This window comes from Micromonospora sp. NPDC049049, assembly GCF_040649115.1.
Lineage (GTDB): Bacteria > Actinomycetota > Actinomycetes > Mycobacteriales > Micromonosporaceae > Micromonospora.
In genome coordinates, this window is sequence record NZ_JBEZEX010000001.1 from 14,193 (window position 1) to 31,388 (window position 17,196).

Genomic DNA, 17,196 nt, shown 5'->3' on the forward strand with positions numbered 1-17,196 from the left:
GCCGAAGCGACGCTCCACGCGAACCCTACTCTCAAGTAATTTAGGGACGCGCGTCACACTAGGGGCTGGGATGCCGGCCGGCAATGCCCCTATGGGGCAGCGCTGATCGACTGGCGCTACGCGTTGACCGTGGGTGCCGGCGTGACCGTCGGCGCCGCGACTGCCGGTGCGGCCACGTCGACGGCGGGTGTGCCGGACGCCTGCCCGCGCCTGGCCGGTCGCTTTCGACGCTGCGATCCGAGCACCTGCAGGGGCCGCTCGACGCCGTAGTAGCTGACGGTGGCGTACACCAGACCGAAGACCATGGTGAGCGCGAAGGTGTTGAACAGCCCGCCGGTGAAGAGCGGTCGGTCGTCGATCAGGTAGATCAATTCGATGACCAGCGGGTGCCAGAGGAACAGTCCGTACGAGACGGTGCCGAGCCATCGGGCGGACTCGGCGCCGAAGACCTCCTTGACCCGCGTCCGCCCACCGAAGGCCACCGGGATCAGGATCAGTGTCGCGATCGCGAGGTAGAGGGCCAGCTTGACGGCGAACTCGGAGGCTGTCGGGCCGGCGAGGTCGCGGGGGCCGGCGATGGGCGTCGTCGCGATCGCCATCAGGCCGACCGCCGCTGCCCAGCAGGCAATCGGTGCGGAAGCGAGGTCGTCCAGTACGCGGAAGGCGACGGGCGCGGTCCCGGTGCGCAGGGCGACGTGCGCCGCCGCCAGGGCCATCCCTGCGCCGAACCAGGCGGCGTACGAGGGGAGCCACATGGTGTGCAGGCCGTTGCTGAGCCAGCCGAACCCCAAGAGGGCGAGCCATCCCGCAGTAATCAACAAACCCCCGCCGACGATCACGACGGTTCGGACGGGACGCCATGACCGACCAACAGCGAGCACGGCTACCAGCGGCAGGATCAGGTAGAACGCGACCTCGGTGGCGAGGCTCCAGGTCTGGGTGAGCCCGGAGCGCAACTGGCCCGGCCCGTAGATCTGGGTGAAGGTGAGGTGGCGAATCCAGTCACCAGCGGACGCCGGCTGATTCTGCGGCAGGACGATCAGGCAGACCAGCACCGCCAGCCAGTAGGCCGGCAGGATTCGTAGGGCCCGCCGCCAGAGGTACCGCCCGGCGCGCGGTCGGGCCTGTCCCGTTGCGGCGCTCAGTGCCCACGGTCGGAACAGCAGGAATCCGGAGAGCACGAAGAAGATGGCAACGCCGACGTCGAGCCGGGCCAGCCATCCGCCCCACGTGGTGTTCATGGTGGCGGCGGTCTGAAACCCGACGTGGTGACCGACGACCGCCACAGCGCCAATTGCTCGCAGCGCGTCGAGGGCGGGGAGTCGGTCGGTTACCGAAGTCTGCGGAACTGTTGGCGCGGCGGCTGTGGACATCTGGACATCCAGGGGGTCGCTTTGAAGGTGACCGGGGAGTAACCTCCCGCCATGTTAAGGATCGGGTGCCCCGGACAACAGGTCGTAGGGCGGCAGGCTACAGGAGGATGAGTGAAGCTTCGCGTGGGCGCCGCGCTCTTCGGGCTCGGTGTTTTGTTGCTGGTCTTCGCGGCTGGGCTGCCGTTCTACGTGGCCCCCTCCGTGACCAAGCTCCCTTATGATCTTGAACCAACGACGTCCGTCGCGGAGGCGAAGAACGCCAAGTTCCTGAAGATCACTCGTGTCGGCGAGTCGGTGAGCATCGAGGTCCTGCAAGGTGACCTCGTCTCCAGCGTCGAGGTCATTCCTCAGCCGGACGACACGAGGGACCGGCTACCCGAGGAACTCAAGGGCGACGCGGTGATCTGGGACGTCTACCAGACGGTCAGGCGTTCCGACACCTCGGATGTGGTCAGCCAGTACAGCACCGAGCTGGCCCTCGACCGGATCTCCGGCGCGGCCGCCCCGTGGAAGGAGCAGTGGCTCAACGAGAGCGGCGCGGAGCAGACTCCGGTCGGCAACGTGAGTTACTCCGGCCAGATCTACAAGTTCCCGTTCGGCACCGACAAGCGGGCCTACCAGGTTTTCGACCGTGACCTGAAGCGGGCCGTCCCGGCCAAGTTCGTCGGCACGGAAAAGATCAAGGGCATCGAGGCGTACCGCTTCGAGCAGCGAATCGAGAACGAGGTGTTGAACACCCCGGAGGCGAGCCTCAAGCCGCTGCTCGGCAGGTTCGCCCCCGGCGCCACCAGCGGTCAGATCGTCTACAGCAACACCCGTACGCTCTGGATCGACCCGGTGACGGGCTCCTACGTGAACGTCCGGGAACAGCAGAACAAGGAGTTGCGCCCCGACACCGGCACCGCCACGGTGCTGTTGGACGCGGACTTCAACTACAACGACGACACTGTCACTCGCAGTGTCGACACGGTCAAGGACAACCGCTTCAAGATCGGCCTGATCAGTTTCTGGGGCCCGATCGCCGCCGGCGTCCTTGGTCTGATCGCCCTCGTCGTCGGCGTATGGCTGGTGACGCGGACCAACGACGGTGCTGCCCGGCACCGCGCCGACCCGGCTGTGGCACCCGGCACCGACCCGACTCGGACCCGGGTGGACCAGGAACCGGTACGCGACGCGGAGACCGCCGAGCAGCCCAGGACCGAGCCCGCAGGCGGTCCACTGACCGACGAGATCCCGCCGGCGTCGACGAACTGGAAGTCCGAGGACCCGACGGTGCCGACCCAGCGCGCGGCGCACGGCGAGGTGGAGCAGCGCTGACGGGTACGACAGGAAGCACGACCGGGGGGTGGGCCGCGATGCGGTCCACCCCTCAGTCGTGGAGCGGCACCTGCCTCTAATGCCCTGCGCGGCGCACGGCGTACCGCGTGCAGACCCAGTCCTCGCTGTACAGCAGATCGCGCCACTGCCCGACGATGTCCCCGCCGTGTGCGGCCATGAGTCGCACCATGTCGGTGTGCGGGACGACCGTCATCTTCATCGGCGCCGGATAGTTGAGCAGGTGGCACTGTGCCCAGCTGATCAGGCGGGACGGCGCCAGATGCCAGACGATGCCCTTGGCCGTACGTCCCCGCTCGGTCGGCAACCCGACGACGGCGGTGCCGCCTGGCCGCAACACGCGCAGGAACTCGGCCAAATAGTGATCGATCGCGGGGCGCGGCAGATGTTGCAACACCAGGGCGCTGTAGACCAGGTCGAAGTGACCATCGGGAAACTGGCTCAGGTCCGGTGCGTCGTTGAGGACGAACCGGATGTTCTCGGCGCTGTTCAGTCGCCGGGCGGCCTCCAGCATGGTCGGAGCGATGTCCACACCGACGACCTCGTCCGCGTGTGGGGCGAGTGCCTGCGACAGTCGCCCGACGCCGCAGCCGAAGTCGAGCACCCGCTCCCAGCGGGTGGGCAGACCGAGTTGGCGAAGTTGGCCGGCCGTCTCCTCGACGTCGGTGCGGCCGGTGGCCAGGAACTCCCCGACGTCCCACCGTCCGCCGCGTTTGCCGGGCTCAACGAGTACGGCCCAGAGTGGATCTTCGGCTCCGAGCTTGGTCCAGTGGCGTCGCACGTCGTTCAGATGCACGCCGAAACCCTAGGACCTCGGGCCGTTCGGTGGGGTCCTGCTGTCTCCGGGATCGCCTGGATGTTCGGACGAGAGGACGAGCCGAACGGCTCTCCGCGACCTGCGTACTTTACATCCGTTATCGAATTGTAATTCGTCGATGCGCTGCCACTCTCCGCTGTCGGGGTGCAGGGTTTTGCCGTATTTGCCATACGGAGAGGCTTCTATCCACACGGGTAATTCCACGATTCGTGACGTCGAGCTGCTGTTGGGTCGCCCTCGTGTTACCGCCGGATGGCCAGGGGGTTGTGAGCCGCGCCGCAACGGGTGCACGATCAGGCTCGATCGTTACCCGCCGGTAACACATGACGGGCCCGGTGCGAGGCCGCCAGTCCGGGACCGGCCACCTGAGGAGGAACCCGTGCAGGATCGGTTTGAGGATCAGGGTCGTACCCGGTGGCGGCGGTTCGCCGCCATGGCGGTCCCCGCCACCGCCGCCGTCGGCGCCATCCTGTTCGGCATGTCGACCGGCGCCATCGCGTCCGACGTCACCGTGTCCGGACAGACGTTCAAGATCGGCGCGGCCCGTCTCGAGGGCGACGGCTTCAAGCAGTACGGCGGCGTCGTCCGCGAGAAGGGTGAGAACGGCAAGACCCACCCGATCGCCGTCGCCGAGATCAGCAGCGCAGAGCTCTACAACCTCTGCCAGTCCGTCCGCTCCGACCTGCCCGGCCTGCCGGTGGTGCTCACCATCAACGCCGGTGAGGGCAAGGAGCCTGCCCGGGCCAAGGACCTGCTGATCGCCATGGACTCGCTCGACGGCAACGCGACGTTCACCAACATCAAGATTGGCCGGGACGCGACGGACCTGAACGCGACGGCGCAGAAGGGTTCGTTCGGCCAGAATTCCGACCACGTCACCATCACGAACCTGCAGCAGGTGTCCCGCTACACCACGGCGGCCACCTTCAACCTGGTCGGCCTCCGGTTGAAGGTCAACGTGGGCGATGACGCCAAGGGCAAGGAGTGCTTCTGAGGTGACTGGGTCCGCGCTGGCCGACCACCGCGGGCCCCGGCCCTGTCCCCGTCCCGCTCCGCCAGGAGGAGTACGTGACAACCGCGAACGCGTCCCACGCCCGGCCCGGCGGTGCGGCCCAGGCGTGGCATACCTTCCGCCGCTGGCAGCGGAGCCGACCGTTCTGGGGTGGTCTCTTCATCGCCCTGGCTGGGGTGGCGATGTTCGCCTCCACCCGGATGACGATCAACGGCCTGAGCTTCCACAGCGGAGCCACCGGTCTGCTCTCGCTCCTGATCCCGGTCATCCTGGTGACCTGCGCCCTGCTGCTCTGGTTGAGCCCGGCGCAGCGGCTGTTCTACTCGGTCGTCGCGGCGGTCACATCGGTCTACTCGCTGATCGGACTCAACCTCGGCGGCTTCTTCGTCGGTCTGCTGCTCGGCATCGTCGGCAGCGCGCTCGCCTTCGCCTGGACCCCGATCCGACCCGCGCCAACCGTTGCTGAACTGTCCGACACCGAACTGCCCGTCGCCGAACGGGTCGATGCGGATCAGGCGGAGGCGGATCAGCACGGCACGGATCAGGCGGACGCGGATCAGCCCCACGCCGAGCAGCGCAGAGTCGAACGGCTCGACACGGAGCGGATCGGAGTCGTGCAGGCCGACGCGGCCGGCGAACCGGTGGACCGCCCGGCGGGCGACGCGACCGACGCGGGCGCACCCCCCGAGTGGCCGGGACGTTCTGCTGATCCTCGGGTGTTCGGAGTCGCACTGCTGGTGCTGGGCCTCGCCGCGACCGGCCTGGCCACCCAGCCCAGAGCGGTGCAGGCCGCACCGACCCGACCCGCCGCGACCGCCTGCCCGACCCCGTCCCGGTCCGGCGCGCCGTCGCCCAGCGCCACCACTCCCATCACCAGGACGCCGACCCCGACACCGAGCGCCAGCCCGGAGCGGGACGGCAACATCATCACCGACATCCTGGACGAGATCGGGGACCTGCTCACCGGTGGACGCAACGAGAAGACCGCGACGCCGTCGGCTACCCCGACCGCCAGCCCGTCGGCGAAGCCGACAGTCAGGCCGACGGACCGTCCCGGGTCCACGGCCTGCCCGTCACCGAACCCGGGCGGGTCAGAAAAGCCCGGGGCCACGACACCCGACAAGCCAGACAAAGCGGAGCCGGGCAAGCTGCTGCCCCGCATCGCGGCCGACCCGAATCTGCCAATGGTGGGCCAGATGCCGTCCAAGCTCACCGGCTCCAAGGTCACCATGACCGGGCTGCGGTTCGACGGGACCACCGAACTGCGGACCGAGAAGGGCAGCCTCAAGGTGCTGAAGTTCAGCATGCGGGAGGCGGTGACCGACGACTTCCTGCTGGTCGCCGACGGCCCCGACGGGCGCACCCAGCGATACAAGACCGACCGGCTGACCGTCCGCGGTGACGTGGCCTTCTACTCCACCCGGTTCGTCGGCAAGCTGCTCGGCATCAAGCTCACCTTGACCCCGGACCTGCCGTTGCCGGACGGAATCCCGGTCACCCTGCCGATCTCGATCACGTTCACCGACCCGGTGATGGATCTGGCGTACGTCACCAGCGACACGCTGACCGCCCGGCCGTCGTTGGCACTGGCCCTCGGTTGAACGACACCCGCTCCGATGGCTCCCGGTGTGGCGGTAGGACGAGCCGCCAGCACCGGGAGCCATCAGCGACTCAGAGTCGGGCCAGCGCCCGGCGCAGCGGGTCGAGACCCAGGGCGCCCAGGTCCAACGCCTGCCGGTGGAACTCCCGCAGGTCGAAATCGGCGCCCTTGCGGGCCTTGGCGTCCTCGCGGGCCTGGAGCCAGATCCGCTCACCCACCTTGTACGACGGCGCCTGCCCCGGCCAACCCAGGTAGCGGTTCAGCTCGAAGCGCAGGTTCTCGTCCGGAACCCGGCAGTGCGCCCGCATGAACTCCCAGCCCAGCTCGGGCGTCCACCGCTCGCCCGGGTGGAAACCGAACGGATTGTCCTTCGGGATCTCCAGCTCCAGGTGCATGCCGATGTCCACGATGACCCGTGCCGCGCGCATCGCCTGGCCGTCGAGCATGCCCAGCTTGTCGCCCGGATCCTCCAGGTAGCCCAACTCGTCCATCAGCCGCTCCGAGTAGAGCGCCCAGCCCTCACCGTGCCCGGAGACCCAGCAGAGCAGCCGCTGCCAGCGGTTGAGCAGGTCGGCCCGGACGGCGGTCTGCGCCACCTGGAGGTGGTGACCCGGCACGCCCTCGTGGTAGACCGTCGTCACCTCTCGCCAGGTGGAGAAGTCGCTGATGCCCTGCGGCACCGCCCACCACATCCGACCCGGGCGGGAGAAGTCCTCGCTCGGGCCGGTGTAGTAGATGGCACCGTCGCTGGTCGGGGCGAGGCAGCACTCGATGCGGCGGACCTGCTCGGGGATGTCGAAGTGGGTGCCGTGCAGTTCGCTGATCGCCTTGTCGGCCAGCGCCTGCATCCAGTCCCGGAATGCCTCCTTGCCCTGGATGGTCCGGGCCGGGTCGGCGTCCAACGTGGTCACGGCCTCGTCGACGGTGGCACCGGAGCCGGCGATGCGCCCCGCCACGACCCGCATCTCCGCCTCCAGGCGGGCCAGCTCGGCGAAGCCCCAGGCGTACGTCTCGTCCAGGTCGACCTTGGCGCCGAGAAAGTACTGCGAGGCGAGCTCGTAGCGCTCCCGACCGGCGGCCTGCTTGTCCCGCCCGTGCGGGGCCATCTCGGTACGCAGGAACTGGCCGAACTCGGCGGTCGCGGCGGTCGCCGCCGCCGCACCCCGGCGCAGTTCCGCCCCGAGCGTGCCCTCCGCCCCGAGCCGCTCGACCAGCCCGTGGAAGAAGTTGTCACCGGTCGGGTCGACCCAGATGTCGCACTGCTTGGCCACCTCGACCAACTGCACCTTCGAGCTGACCTCACCGGCGGCGAGCGCCTCGCGCAGCGTGGTCTTGTAGCCCTCCAGCGCGGCACCGAAGCCGTTGAGCCGGGCGGCGATGTTGGCCTTCTCGTCGCTGGTCGCGGTGGGCATCAGGTCGAACACCATGCGGATCTCGTGCAGCCCGCTGGTGATCACGCTGACCTCGCTGGTCACCTCACCGGCGTCGTACCGGGCAAGGTCCAGGCCGAGCCGCTCCTGCATGGCCTCCTTGGCGGTCCGTTCCGATTCGTTTTCCGGCTCGGTCACCTCCAGCTCGGCCAGGGTCCGGCGGGTGAGGTCCGCGCGCGCACCGTAGCCGTCGGGCGAGAGGTCGTCGAGCTGGTCGTCATGGCCGGCGATGCCGACGAAGGTCGCGCCGGTGGGGCTCAACGGCGCCCACTCGGCCACGTAGCGGTTGGCGAGTTCATCAATTCGTCCCACGCTGCGACCCTACGTGACCACCCCACCCCCGTGTCGCTGACGTTTGTCGTGTTGGAGCTGCGGGTTCAGGCACGGCGTGACTGCCGAAAGGCGCGCGACTTTGTCGTACGGTTGCGGCAGAGTGTCAGGGGTGAACACCGATACCACTCCTGACAAAGCGCCGGCCCGCGCCTGGCTGCCCGGCTTTGTCGCCCTCGCCGCGATCTGGGGTTCCAGCTTTCTTTTCATCAAGGTCGGGGTGGCCGAGCTGCACCCGGTCCAACTCACCCTCTACCGGGTCGTCGCCGGCGCGTTGACCCTGCTGGTGGTCCTCGCAGTGCTGCGCGACCGGCTGCCCCACGAGCCTCGGGTCTGGGCGCACCTGACCGTCGTCGCCGCCTTTGGCGTGGCCGTGCCGTTCACCCTCTTCGGCTACGGCGAGCAGCGGGTCGAGTCGATGCTGGCCGGCATCTGGAACGCCACCACGCCGCTGATCGTGCTGCCGCTGGCGGTGCTGGTCTTCCGCACCGAGCGGCTCACAGTGCGCCGTGCGGTCGGGCTCGGGTTGGGCTTCGTCGGGGTGCTGGTGGTGCTCGGGGTCTGGGAGGGCATCGGCGGGGCGCACTTCACGGGGCAGCTGATGTGCTTCGGTGCGGCGGCCTGCTACGGCGTGGCCATCCCGTACCAGAAGCGGTTCGTCGCCGACAGCGCGTACTCAGGCTTGTCGCTCTCCACCGCGCAACTGCTGCTCGCGGCCGCGCAGCTGGCCATCGTCGCCCCCTTCGTCGCCGGCCTGCCGCCGCTGCCCACGGAGCTGTCCGCGGGGGTGGTGGCAAGTGTGCTGACCCTCGGCGCGCTCGGCACCGGGCTCGCGTTCGTGATCAACATGCGTAACATCCGGCTGGCCGGCGCGAGCACCGCGTCCACTGTCACGTACCTGGTCCCGATCTTCGCGGTGCTGATCGGTGCGCTGGCGCTCGACGAACGACTCAACTGGCACCAGCCGGTCGGCGCGCTGATCGTGCTGCTCGGGGTCGCGGTCTCGCAGGGGATGTTCAGTCGTCGCCGGAGCAGCCCGGTCGTCGGCGTCGGCGCTCCCGCCACACCCGCCGCCGAACCCGTCCGCAGCTGACTGACCACAGTTTCGATCAGCGCCGGGGGTCAGGTGCGGGTGTGCGTCCAGGCCACCAGTTGCTCCGCCGACCAGGTGTTGATCACGCGGTCGGCGGGGACGCCGCAGAGGGCGGCGCGTTCACAGCCGAACCGTTGCCAGTCGAGTTGACCGGGCGCGTGCGCGTCGGTGTTGATGGCGAACCGGCAGCCGGCCTCCAGGGCCCGACGGATCAGGCGCTTCGGCGGGTCCTGCCGCTCCGGCCGAGAGTTGATCTCGACGGCGGTGTCGTGCTCGGCGCAGGCGGCGAAGACGGCGTCCGCGTCGAAGTCGCTCTCCGCTCTGGTCCGCGCGCGGTGCCCCCGATCGCCCGGACCGGTCACGCCGGCCGGGCGGGACGACACCATCCGGCCGGTGACGTGCCCGAGGATGTCCAGGTGCGGATTGGCGACCGCCTTCAGCATGCGCCGGGTCATCTTCGACCGCTCGTCCTTCAGGCCGCTGTGCACCGACCCGACCACCACGTCGAGCCGCGCCAACAGGTCGTCGTCCTGGTCCAGGGAACCGTCGGCGAGGATGTCCACCTCGATCCCGGTGAGGATCCGGAATCCCTCGGGCAGCGCCGCGTTCACCTGCGCCACATGGTCGAGCTGCCGGCGCAGCCGCTCCGCGGTCAGCCCCCGGGCCACCGTCAGCCGGGGCGAGTGGTCGGTCAGCACCAGGTACTCGTGGCCCAACTCCACAGCGGCCAACGCCATCTCCTCGATGGGTGAGCCGCCGTCGGACCAGTCCGAGTGGGTGTGACAGTCGCCGCGCAGGGCGGCGCGGAGCGCCGTGGCCTCGGCGTCCAGGTCGCTGCCCTCGGTCGCCACCAGACGGCGGAGGTAGACCGGTTCCTCACCGGCGAGGGACTCCGCCACGCAACGGGCCGTGACGTCACCGACCCCGGCCAGTTCGGTGAGCGTGCCGTTGCCGGCCCGTTCGGTCAGCTCGGCCGCAGGCATGCCGGCCAGCGCCTTCGCCGCCGATCGGAACGCGCGCACCCGGTAGGTGGCCTCGTTCGCCCGTTCCAACAGGAAGGCGATCCGGCGCAGGTCGGCGATGGGATCTCTCGCGCGAGCCATGTCAGGGCGCCTTCGGGCAACCGCGCTTGCGTTGCCACGCGGTGACCTCGGTGGCCGGCTCCCGGTTGCCGCCGCGCCGCCAGGAGTCCAGGTAACGCGCCGGCCAGATCACCCCGCGCCGGATCCACCAGCCGTCCTTGCCCGCGCACGCCGGCGAGATGCCGAAGTGCACATGACACACGTTGTTCGCGTTGCCCGTGCGGCCCACCTTGCCGAGCTGCTGCCCGGCGCGGACCCGCACCCCGGCGTCGATGCCGCCGGTCACGACGCTCAGGTGCGAGCCGTAGTAGCGCACCCCGTCGTCCCCGAGCAGGGCGACCGACAGGCCGCCGTTGTCCGGGCCCTGCGGCCCACGCTTGCGGTACCGGTCCACTCGGCTCACCTCCAGCACCGTCCCGTCGGTCACCGCCACGAACGGCTCGCCGCAGTCGGCGAAGAGGTCCGTCGCCGGGTACGCCCCGTGCGTCGGGTGGTAGTCGACGTTGTCGGCGCGTACCGGAAAGACATGCTTCAGCCCTGCGCGGGGTGCCGCCGCCGACGGCCTGGCCGCCGACGGCGCCGGGGAGCCCGGGTCGGTCGCCGCCGGCGTGGGCGGCTGCGACGCCGGCTGGTCGGCGGTCGCCCAGACCGACTGTGGCGTCGGCGCGGCACCGTCGGGCACCCCCGGCCGGGTGGTCGCGCAGCCGGCAGCCAGCACCGGGGCGAGCAACAGCAGGATCGGGTACGCCGGACGAGCGCGGCGGCTGATCGTCGGCGAGGACATCCGGTCATCCTGGCAGAGCCGGTACCGTGGGCACGAGCGGCACGCGTGAGGGAGGGCAGCGACGGTGACCATTGCCCGACCCGAACCTGGCCCGGATTTCGGCGCCGCCCGCCCGGTTCCGCGTACCCCGTCGGGTCTCTTCCCCTCCGGGCCACCGCCACGGCCCACCTACCGCGAGCCGCACCCGGTCACCGGCGCTGGTGTCGCCGCCGGAGGCGGCGTGGCGGCCGGTTGGCTGCTGCTGTTCGGCCTGCTCGGTACCGACGTGGCCAGCTACGCGTGGTGGACGGTGTTCGCCGGCCTGCTGGCCTGGGCCACCGCCCTGGTGCTGGTGCGCTTTGGCGACCGAGGGGTGGCCACCGGGGTCGCCATCGTCACGGCGGGTGGGTGGAGCATCGCCGCCGCGGTGGTGGCGGTCCGCTGGGCCACCAGTGGTGACTGGCCGCTGTGGTGACCGGCGCGGACGGGCCCCGAAACGGTGCTCGGTGACTGCACCGTGTGCCCGGTTGGCTGCGTAGCGAACGCCGTCTTGACGTGGCCGCCGAGACTCGGCACGCTCGCAACTATGGCCTGGACCACTCCCCGGCAGGATCCCGATCGCAATCGCCGTCGACTGCAGTTGCTGGCCGAGTTGGCGGGCGCCCGGGCGGTCCGCCAGCGCAGCCGACCGCAGCGGCAGCGCACCGAGCGTCTGCGCCAGCTCATCGCCACCCGCCGTCGAGTCGTCGGCTGATCCGACTTTGTCAGGAATGACCCGCCCTTCGGGGCGTTGACGGGTCGCCCGCCGACCCGACCGGCTAACGTGCACGCGTAACGAGTCGACGCTGTGTCGAGGCTATTGGGGGGACCGTGTCGTACTTCGCTGCGGCCGTGGTGCGCGACGACAGTGGCTGGACCGCCGCCGAGGTCAGCCTGCGTGGCGCCACCGACATCGACGAGGTTGCCGACCGGCTGCGTGACGTCGACCTGGAGGCCGACGTGTCGCTGCTCTTCGTCGAGGCCGACGACGCCTACCTGGTGATCCTGCGCCTCGACGAGGGCGAGGACCTGCGGGTCTTCGGTTCGGACTCCGCGTACGCGGAGGAGTCGCAGCTCGGGTCGCTGCTGGTCGGTGACCTGAAGACCTCGGTCACGGGGCTCGACGGCGACGACGAGCCACGCCCGGTGAGCACCGGTGACGAGGAGACCGAGCAGCCCGTCGTCGACCCGGAGGCCGATCCGGTCGGCGACGCCGACCTGCTGGCCAACCTGGGCATCTCCGCGCAGAAGCTGCTGACCCTCTGCACCCACGAGGGGATGATGCCGGCGGACGTCACAGTCGAGATCTGCCAGGTGCTCGGCTGCGCCGACGAGGTCGAGGAGCTGCGTGAGGTCTGAGCCGGCCGACGCCACCGATCCGTCGCTGGAGTCGATCCGACCGGGCCAGCCGACCCCCGGCGCGGTGCGCCGCGCCGGGCCCGGCGCGCACGAGGGCCTGGCCGACCTGGGCGAGGTCGGCCGACGACAGCGGCACGAGCTGTGGATGCGCCGTGCCCTGGAGGTGGCCGTCGCCGGTCCACCCGTCGACGACACGGTCAGCACCGACGTCGACGACGTGCCGGTGGGGGCGGTGCTCTACGGGCCGGACGGCGCCGAATTGGCCACCGGACGCAACGAGCGCGAGCTGACCGGTGACCCCACCGCCCACGCCGAGGTGCTGGCCCTGCGCCGGGGCGCCGAGCGCACCGGTCGGTGGCGGCTGGACGGCTGCACCCTGGTGGTCACCCTCGAACCGTGCACCATGTGCGCCGGGGCGCTGGTACTGGCCCGGGTCTCCACAGTCGTGTTCGGTGCCTGGGAGCCCAAGACCGGCGCGGCCGGATCGCTCTGGGACGTGCTGCGGGACCGCCGGCTCAACCACAGACCCGAGGTCTACGGCGGGGTGCTGGAGGCCGAGACCGCCAGCGTCCTGCGCGCGTTCTTCCGCTGAGAGGCGCTGGCAGCCGTCTGAAGGCACTGGCCGCCGTCTGACGTTCTGCGCCCCGGCGGTCTGATGCGAAAGAGCGTGATGACTGTGAGTCATCTTGATGCCTCACAGTCATCACGCTCTTCGCGGCATTGCCGCCCGAACAGGTCAGGCGATGATCGTGTCGAGGGCGATCTCGACCATCTGGCTGAAGGTCTGCTCGCGCTCTTCCGAGGTGGTCTTCTCACCGGTCTTGATGTGGTCGCTGACGGTCAACACGGTCAGCGCGCGGGCCTTGAACCGGGCGGCGATCGTGTAGAGCGCCGCCGACTCCATCTCCACCGCCAGCACGCCGTAGTCGGCGAGGGTGTCGTACAGGTCCGGCCGGTCGGTGTAGAAGGCGTCCGCCGCCAGGATCGGCCCCACGTGCATGGTGATGCCACGCCGCTCGGCCACCTCGACCGACGTACGCAGCAGCCCGAAGTCGGCCACCGGGGCGTAGTCGATCAGCCCGTCGAAGCGCATCCGGTTCATGTTCGAGTCGGTGGACGACCCGATCGCGGCCACCACGTCCCGCAGTTGCAGGTCGGTGCTGAGGGCACCACAGGAGCCGACCCGGATCAGCGTCTTCACGCCGTACTCGTTGATCAGCTCGTGGGCGTAGATGGAGGCTGACGGCATGCCCATGCCGGAGCCCTGGACGGAAACCTCGACGCCGTTCCAGCGGCCGGTGAAACCCAGCATGCCCCGAACCGTCGAGTAGCAGGTAGCGCCCTCGAGGTAGGTCTCCGCGATCCACTTGGCCCGCAGGGGGTCACCCGGCATCAGGACCCGCTCGGCGATCTCGCCCGGCTTCGCGCCGATGTGCGTACTCATGGCAAAGATCCTGCCAGGCCGGCCCGGGCGATACCGGTTCGGCGTCGGAACCGGCGGTCCTGTACCCTCGTCGGCGGTGGCGTGTCCGAGCGGCCTAAGGAGCACGCCTCGAAAGCGTGTGAGGGTTAACGCCCTCCGAGGGTTCAAATCCCTCCGCCACCGCTCTGTAGTGCAGGAACGCCCGGTTGATCCGCGAGGATCGACCGGGCGTTCTCGCGTCAGAGCTGCTGCTCGCCGCCGTCGACGAACAACTCGCCGCCGGTCATGAAGCTGCTCTGGTCGGAGGCGAGGAAGAGCGCGGCGTTGGCGATCTCGTCCGGGTGTGCCATGCGCTGCATGGGTACGCCCGAGGCGATGGTCTTCAGCAGCCCGGGGGCCTCGGCGGGGCTGGATGCGAGGCCGGCGAGCCCGGGGGTCTCGGTCGAGCCGGGCACCAGGGTGTTGACCCGGATCTTCCGGCCGATCAGCTCGGCGGCCCAGGTGCGGCCGAACGAGCGGATGGCCGCCTTGGACGCCGCGTAGACGCTGAACGCGGGCGTGCCGTTGCTCGCGGCTGTCGAGCCGGTGAGCACGATCGACGCGCCCTCGTTGAGCAGGGGCAGGGCCTTCTGCACGGTGAAGATGGTGCCGTAGATGTTGGTGTCGAAGGTGCTGGCCACGTGCTCGACCGTGATCGATTCGAGCGACCGGAACTCTCCGCCGCCGGCGTTGGCGAACACCACGTCCAGCCCGGCGCCCCGTTCCTCGATCGCCCGCATCACCCGGTCCAGGTCGTCGAGCTTGCTGACATCGCTGGCGATGCCGGTGACGTTCGCGCCGATGCTGGCGACGGCCTCGTCCACCGGGCCCTTGCGGCGGCCGGTGACGAAGACGTACGCGCCTTCGGCGGCGAAGCGGCGGGCGGCGGCCAGGCCGATGCCCGTGGTGCCCCCGGTGACGAGGGCGGTCTTGCCGTCGAGCTGTCCCACGATGGATCTCCTCTGTCGGGGTGTGGTGTTGTGCGGCCGGCCGGGCCTCCTGTGGTTCTGTACCGAGCGGTACGTATCCGACCGTAGCAACCGCCGACGGGGTCCACAAATTTCTGTACCGATCGGTCTTTTATCGCCGGTAGGATGTGCCAAGAAGGGGAGATGAGCTGTTCAGCACGGGCCGGCCCCCTCGTTGAAGAGGCGGCGGGCCCAGTCCGCGTACCCGGCTATGGTTTTTCGGACAGTGCGCCCGTCGTGCAGGAACAGGTACGCGCGGTCGCCGCTGCGGGCGAGTAACCCGTCGAGTCGGTGTGTCCCCTGTGGAGCGCGTAGCCGGCTGACCTCCGGGTAGCGGTCCCAGACCTCGTCGACGGGCGAGCCCGCCGTTATGCCCTCCGGTGTCCGCATCGGGTCGCCGACCCAGAGCAGCACGAGTTTGTCTTCCACGAAGACCGGGCTGACCGTGTCGTGGCCAGCGAGCATCGGCCCGCAGGCGTCCAGGCTGGTACGCAGGATGCCGCGTCGGGTCAGCTCGTCCTCGGTGGCACCGAACTCGATGTTGCTGAGGCCGTTCAGGTCGATGATCTCCACGTTGCCGGCGGGCCGGCCGTTCGGAATCGACTTGGTAGGCGGTACGCCGCTGCCCGCGATCGAGGCAGCCGTCATCAGTGCGGCGATAAACGCAAATTGTCGCAATTTCATGGAATCCCCCAGTCCCCCAACGGAACGGGAGCGTTCAGGTTGCTGCCGAACGCCGGATTACTGGTTTTCCCACTGTTCGACCAGCTCGTCCCAGTAGTCGGCGCTGAGTCGACGCCGCCCGTGCGCCAGCCAGCCCTCGGTGCTCCGCTCCAGGTGCAACCCCAGTTCGGCGAACCTGTCGATCCAGGTGCCGGGCTCCACGCCGAGCTGGCTGAGCGCGCCGTTGATCGGCCACTGCTCGCGCGGCGCGCTCAACTCGTCGTCGAAGCACGGGCCCCAGGACAGTGCCCCGCCCAACCACACCGCTGCCGACTGGTAGCCGACCCCACCACCGAACTCCGCCTCCAGATAGGCCACCGGCCCCGACTGTGACCAGCGGGTCAGCACCTCGACCAGCGCCGTCGACAACACCAGGCCGAACGGACGCGCGGCGCTCCGGTCGTCAGTGGCGAAATCCGGCAACGACCCGGTCAGCTCGATCACCAACTGCGGGGTGACCGGCAGCAACGCGAAGTCCTGGCGCAGCCCGCCGAGGACCGCGTGATCCAGCTCGGCGGTCTGCTCGCGGAGCAGCTCAACGTCCGCGACCACCGCGCTGAGCTGGTAAGCCATGGAACCTCCGGTCGTCCACAGCCTGTGGATAGAACATGTGTACGACGGGGCTCCCCGCCGTCGGTGCCTGGGACGGTACCGGCCGGAGGGTGGACGTGCCGGGCCCTGCTCGATCAGTGGGCATCGGCGAGCAGGGCGACCGTTGTACGGTCCTGGCCATGGTCAGTCAACTGAGCGTTCCCGGTGTGCCGTTCCCGCTCGTGCCCTCGTCGGCCGAGCTGTGGCGGGTCGACGAGGCGGCCGGCACCGTGGCGGTCGAGGCGCAGCCGCTCACGGACATCTTCATCGACCCCAGCACCGGTGCCGCCGACGCGGCCGGAACCACCACGGTCAGCGCCGAGTCGACGCTCAACGCCGCGACGCTGCTCGGGGACCTGCCGACGGGGGACTTCCAGTTCAGCGCCCGGGTCAGCGTGGACTTCGCCGCCACCTTCGATGCCGGTGTGCTCCTGCTGTGGCTCGACGAGCGGCGCTGGGCCAAGCTGTGCTTCGAGTTCTCCCCGGCGGGCGACCCGATGATCGTGTCGGTCATCTGCCGAGGCGTCGCCGACGACGCGAACGCCTTCGTCGTACCCGACCGGTCGGTGTGGCTGCGGGTCTCCCGGGTCGACGGGGTCTACGCGTACCACGCCTCGGTCGACGGTGAGACCTGGCAGCTGATCCGCGTCTTCCTCCTCGACCCCGACGCGTCTCGCGACCGGATCGGCTTCGCGGGCCAGTCTCCGACCGGTCAGGGGTGCAGCGTGACCTTCGACGAGATCACGTTCCGGGCAGATCGTCTGGGGGATCTCCGCGACGGCTCCTGACGATTCAGGGCCGGTCCCGTTAGGGCCGGCCCTGTCGTTGGTGCTGCTCACGCGAGCGGAGGATACGAGATTCGAACTCGTGAGGGTGTAAACCCAACACGCTTTCCAAGCGTGCGCCCTAGGCCTCTAGGCGAATCCTCCGCGAGCCAGGATACAGGCCCGTGTCGGCCGGGCCACCCCACCACCCCCTGAAGATCGACAGGCGGTCGGGTAGGCTGGGCGTCACCTCCCGTGCGGCGGTATCTCGTGAACCTCCCCAGGGCCGGAAGGCAGCAAGGATAAGCGAGCTCTGCCGGGTGCACGGGAGGCCTTTTTGTCTGTGGGCCGGTTGATCCACTCGGCATCCCTGATGTCGCGGTGTCCCGGCCATGCGGACACCGCGGTTTCCAGGAAGCCGAGTCGATCAAGCCCTGGTGGCCCGGTCGATCAAG

At 69.6% G+C, this 17,196-nt stretch carries 18 protein-coding genes, 2 tRNA genes and 1 other RNA gene; 11 read left to right on the top strand and 10 right to left on the bottom strand.

Features of this window, described 5'->3' with window-relative positions:
- Positions 1-116: 116 nt before the first annotated feature.
- The gene (locus AB0B68_RS00050) at positions 117-1,373 is read right to left on the bottom strand and encodes an acyltransferase (protein WP_357257022.1); all 1,257 of its coding nucleotides are present in this window, start codon (positions 1,371-1,373) and stop codon (positions 117-119) included.
- 111 nt (positions 1,374-1,484) lie between these two features.
- Here AB0B68_RS00050 and AB0B68_RS00055 point away from each other — a divergent pair, with 111 nt between their 5' ends.
- Positions 1,485-2,690: a DUF3068 domain-containing protein gene (locus AB0B68_RS00055; RefSeq protein ID WP_357204044.1), complete on the top strand. Its 1,206-nt coding sequence runs from the start codon at positions 1,485-1,487 to the stop codon at positions 2,688-2,690.
- A 76-nt stretch (positions 2,691-2,766) separates the two neighbouring features.
- Here AB0B68_RS00055 and AB0B68_RS00060 read toward each other — a convergent pair whose 3' ends face one another.
- Positions 2,767-3,504, bottom strand: coding sequence for a class I SAM-dependent methyltransferase (locus tag AB0B68_RS00060; protein ID WP_357257026.1), 738 nt, complete (start codon positions 3,502-3,504; stop codon positions 2,767-2,769).
- A gap of 400 nt (positions 3,505-3,904) precedes the next feature.
- Between AB0B68_RS00060 and AB0B68_RS00065 the strand changes: the two genes are divergently transcribed.
- Together AB0B68_RS00065 and AB0B68_RS00070 are read left to right on the top strand one after the other, a co-directional pair.
- A complete protein-coding gene (locus tag AB0B68_RS00065) occupies positions 3,905-4,519 on the top strand; it encodes a DUF6230 family protein (RefSeq protein ID WP_357204048.1) in 615 nt (204 codons plus the stop codon).
- Between the two features lie 74 nt (positions 4,520-4,593).
- Positions 4,594-6,138 carry a DUF6114 domain-containing protein gene (locus AB0B68_RS00070; protein ID WP_357257029.1) on the top strand — a complete coding sequence of 515 codons (1,545 nt, stop codon included), beginning with the start codon at positions 4,594-4,596 and terminating at the stop codon, positions 6,136-6,138.
- Positions 6,139-6,208: 70 nt separating this feature from the next.
- Here AB0B68_RS00070 and AB0B68_RS00075 read toward each other — a convergent pair whose 3' ends face one another.
- Positions 6,209-7,879 (bottom strand): DUF885 domain-containing protein, encoded by a 1,671-nt coding sequence (locus tag AB0B68_RS00075; protein WP_357206101.1) that lies wholly within the window; start codon positions 7,877-7,879, stop codon positions 6,209-6,211.
- Positions 7,880-8,009: 130 nt separating this feature from the next.
- Between AB0B68_RS00075 and AB0B68_RS00080 the strand changes: the two genes are divergently transcribed.
- Entirely contained in the window at positions 8,010-8,990 is a 981-nt protein-coding gene (locus AB0B68_RS00080) for a DMT family transporter (protein WP_357257032.1), read from the top strand.
- 29 nt (positions 8,991-9,019) lie between these two features.
- On the opposite strand, the gene AB0B68_RS00085 is transcribed toward AB0B68_RS00080, so the two are convergent.
- A complete protein-coding gene (locus AB0B68_RS00085) occupies positions 9,020-10,093 on the bottom strand; it encodes a PHP domain-containing protein (RefSeq protein ID WP_357206097.1) in 1,074 nt (357 codons plus the stop codon).
- A gap of 1 nt (position 10,094) precedes the next feature.
- Positions 10,095-10,856, bottom strand: a complete 762-nt coding sequence (locus tag AB0B68_RS00090) for a M23 family metallopeptidase (protein ID WP_357257035.1) — start codon at positions 10,854-10,856, stop codon at positions 10,095-10,097.
- Positions 10,857-10,920: 64 nt separating this feature from the next.
- Here AB0B68_RS00090 and AB0B68_RS00095 point away from each other — a divergent pair, with 64 nt between their 5' ends.
- From AB0B68_RS00095 to AB0B68_RS00110, 4 genes are all read left to right on the top strand, one after another.
- Complete coding sequence (locus tag AB0B68_RS00095; protein ID WP_357206092.1) at positions 10,921-11,310, top strand: hypothetical protein; 390 nt, start codon at positions 10,921-10,923, stop codon at positions 11,308-11,310.
- Positions 11,311-11,421: 111 nt separating this feature from the next.
- On the top strand, positions 11,422-11,589 hold the full coding sequence (locus AB0B68_RS00100) for a hypothetical protein (protein WP_167362451.1): 168 nt from the start codon (positions 11,422-11,424) through the stop codon (positions 11,587-11,589).
- A gap of 116 nt (positions 11,590-11,705) precedes the next feature.
- Positions 11,706-12,233: a tRNA adenosine deaminase-associated protein gene (locus tag AB0B68_RS00105; protein WP_355006056.1), complete on the top strand. Its 528-nt coding sequence runs from the start codon at positions 11,706-11,708 to the stop codon at positions 12,231-12,233.
- 145 nt (positions 12,234-12,378) lie between these two features.
- A complete protein-coding gene (locus AB0B68_RS00110) occupies positions 12,379-12,825 on the top strand; it encodes a nucleoside deaminase (RefSeq protein WP_357206104.1) in 447 nt (148 codons plus the stop codon).
- 144 nt (positions 12,826-12,969) lie between these two features.
- Here AB0B68_RS00110 and deoD read toward each other — a convergent pair whose 3' ends face one another.
- Positions 12,970-13,677: a purine-nucleoside phosphorylase gene (gene deoD / locus AB0B68_RS00115; protein WP_074315244.1), complete on the bottom strand. Its 708-nt coding sequence runs from the start codon at positions 13,675-13,677 to the stop codon at positions 12,970-12,972.
- A 75-nt stretch (positions 13,678-13,752) separates the two neighbouring features.
- On the opposite strand from deoD, the gene AB0B68_RS00120 reads away from it, so the two are divergent.
- Positions 13,753-13,839: transfer RNA gene (locus AB0B68_RS00120), tRNA-Ser, on the top strand.
- Between the two features lie 56 nt (positions 13,840-13,895).
- Here the strand turns inward: AB0B68_RS00120 and AB0B68_RS00125 are convergent.
- From AB0B68_RS00125 to AB0B68_RS00135, 3 genes are all read right to left on the bottom strand, one after another.
- Positions 13,896-14,645, bottom strand: a complete 750-nt coding sequence (locus tag AB0B68_RS00125) for an SDR family oxidoreductase (RefSeq protein WP_357257038.1) — start codon at positions 14,643-14,645, stop codon at positions 13,896-13,898.
- Positions 14,646-14,816: 171 nt separating this feature from the next.
- Entirely contained in the window at positions 14,817-15,311 is a 495-nt protein-coding gene (locus AB0B68_RS00130; RefSeq protein WP_357257041.1) for a hypothetical protein, read from the bottom strand.
- Positions 15,312-15,404: 93 nt separating this feature from the next.
- On the bottom strand, positions 15,405-15,959 hold the full coding sequence (locus AB0B68_RS00135; RefSeq protein WP_357257044.1) for a hypothetical protein: 555 nt from the start codon (positions 15,957-15,959) through the stop codon (positions 15,405-15,407).
- Between the two features lie 158 nt (positions 15,960-16,117).
- Between AB0B68_RS00135 and AB0B68_RS00140 the strand changes: the two genes are divergently transcribed.
- Positions 16,118-16,765 carry a DUF1349 domain-containing protein gene (locus AB0B68_RS00140; protein ID WP_357257047.1) on the top strand — a complete coding sequence of 216 codons (648 nt, stop codon included), beginning with the start codon at positions 16,118-16,120 and terminating at the stop codon, positions 16,763-16,765.
- Between the two features lie 56 nt (positions 16,766-16,821).
- On the opposite strand, the gene AB0B68_RS00145 is transcribed toward AB0B68_RS00140, so the two are convergent.
- Positions 16,822-16,906: transfer RNA gene (locus tag AB0B68_RS00145), tRNA-Ser, on the bottom strand.
- Positions 16,907-16,988: 82 nt separating this feature from the next.
- Here AB0B68_RS00145 and ffs point away from each other — a divergent pair.
- An RNA gene (gene ffs / locus AB0B68_RS00150) (signal recognition particle sRNA small type) lies at positions 16,989-17,078 on the top strand.
- The last annotated feature ends 118 nt before the right edge of the window (positions 17,079-17,196 follow it).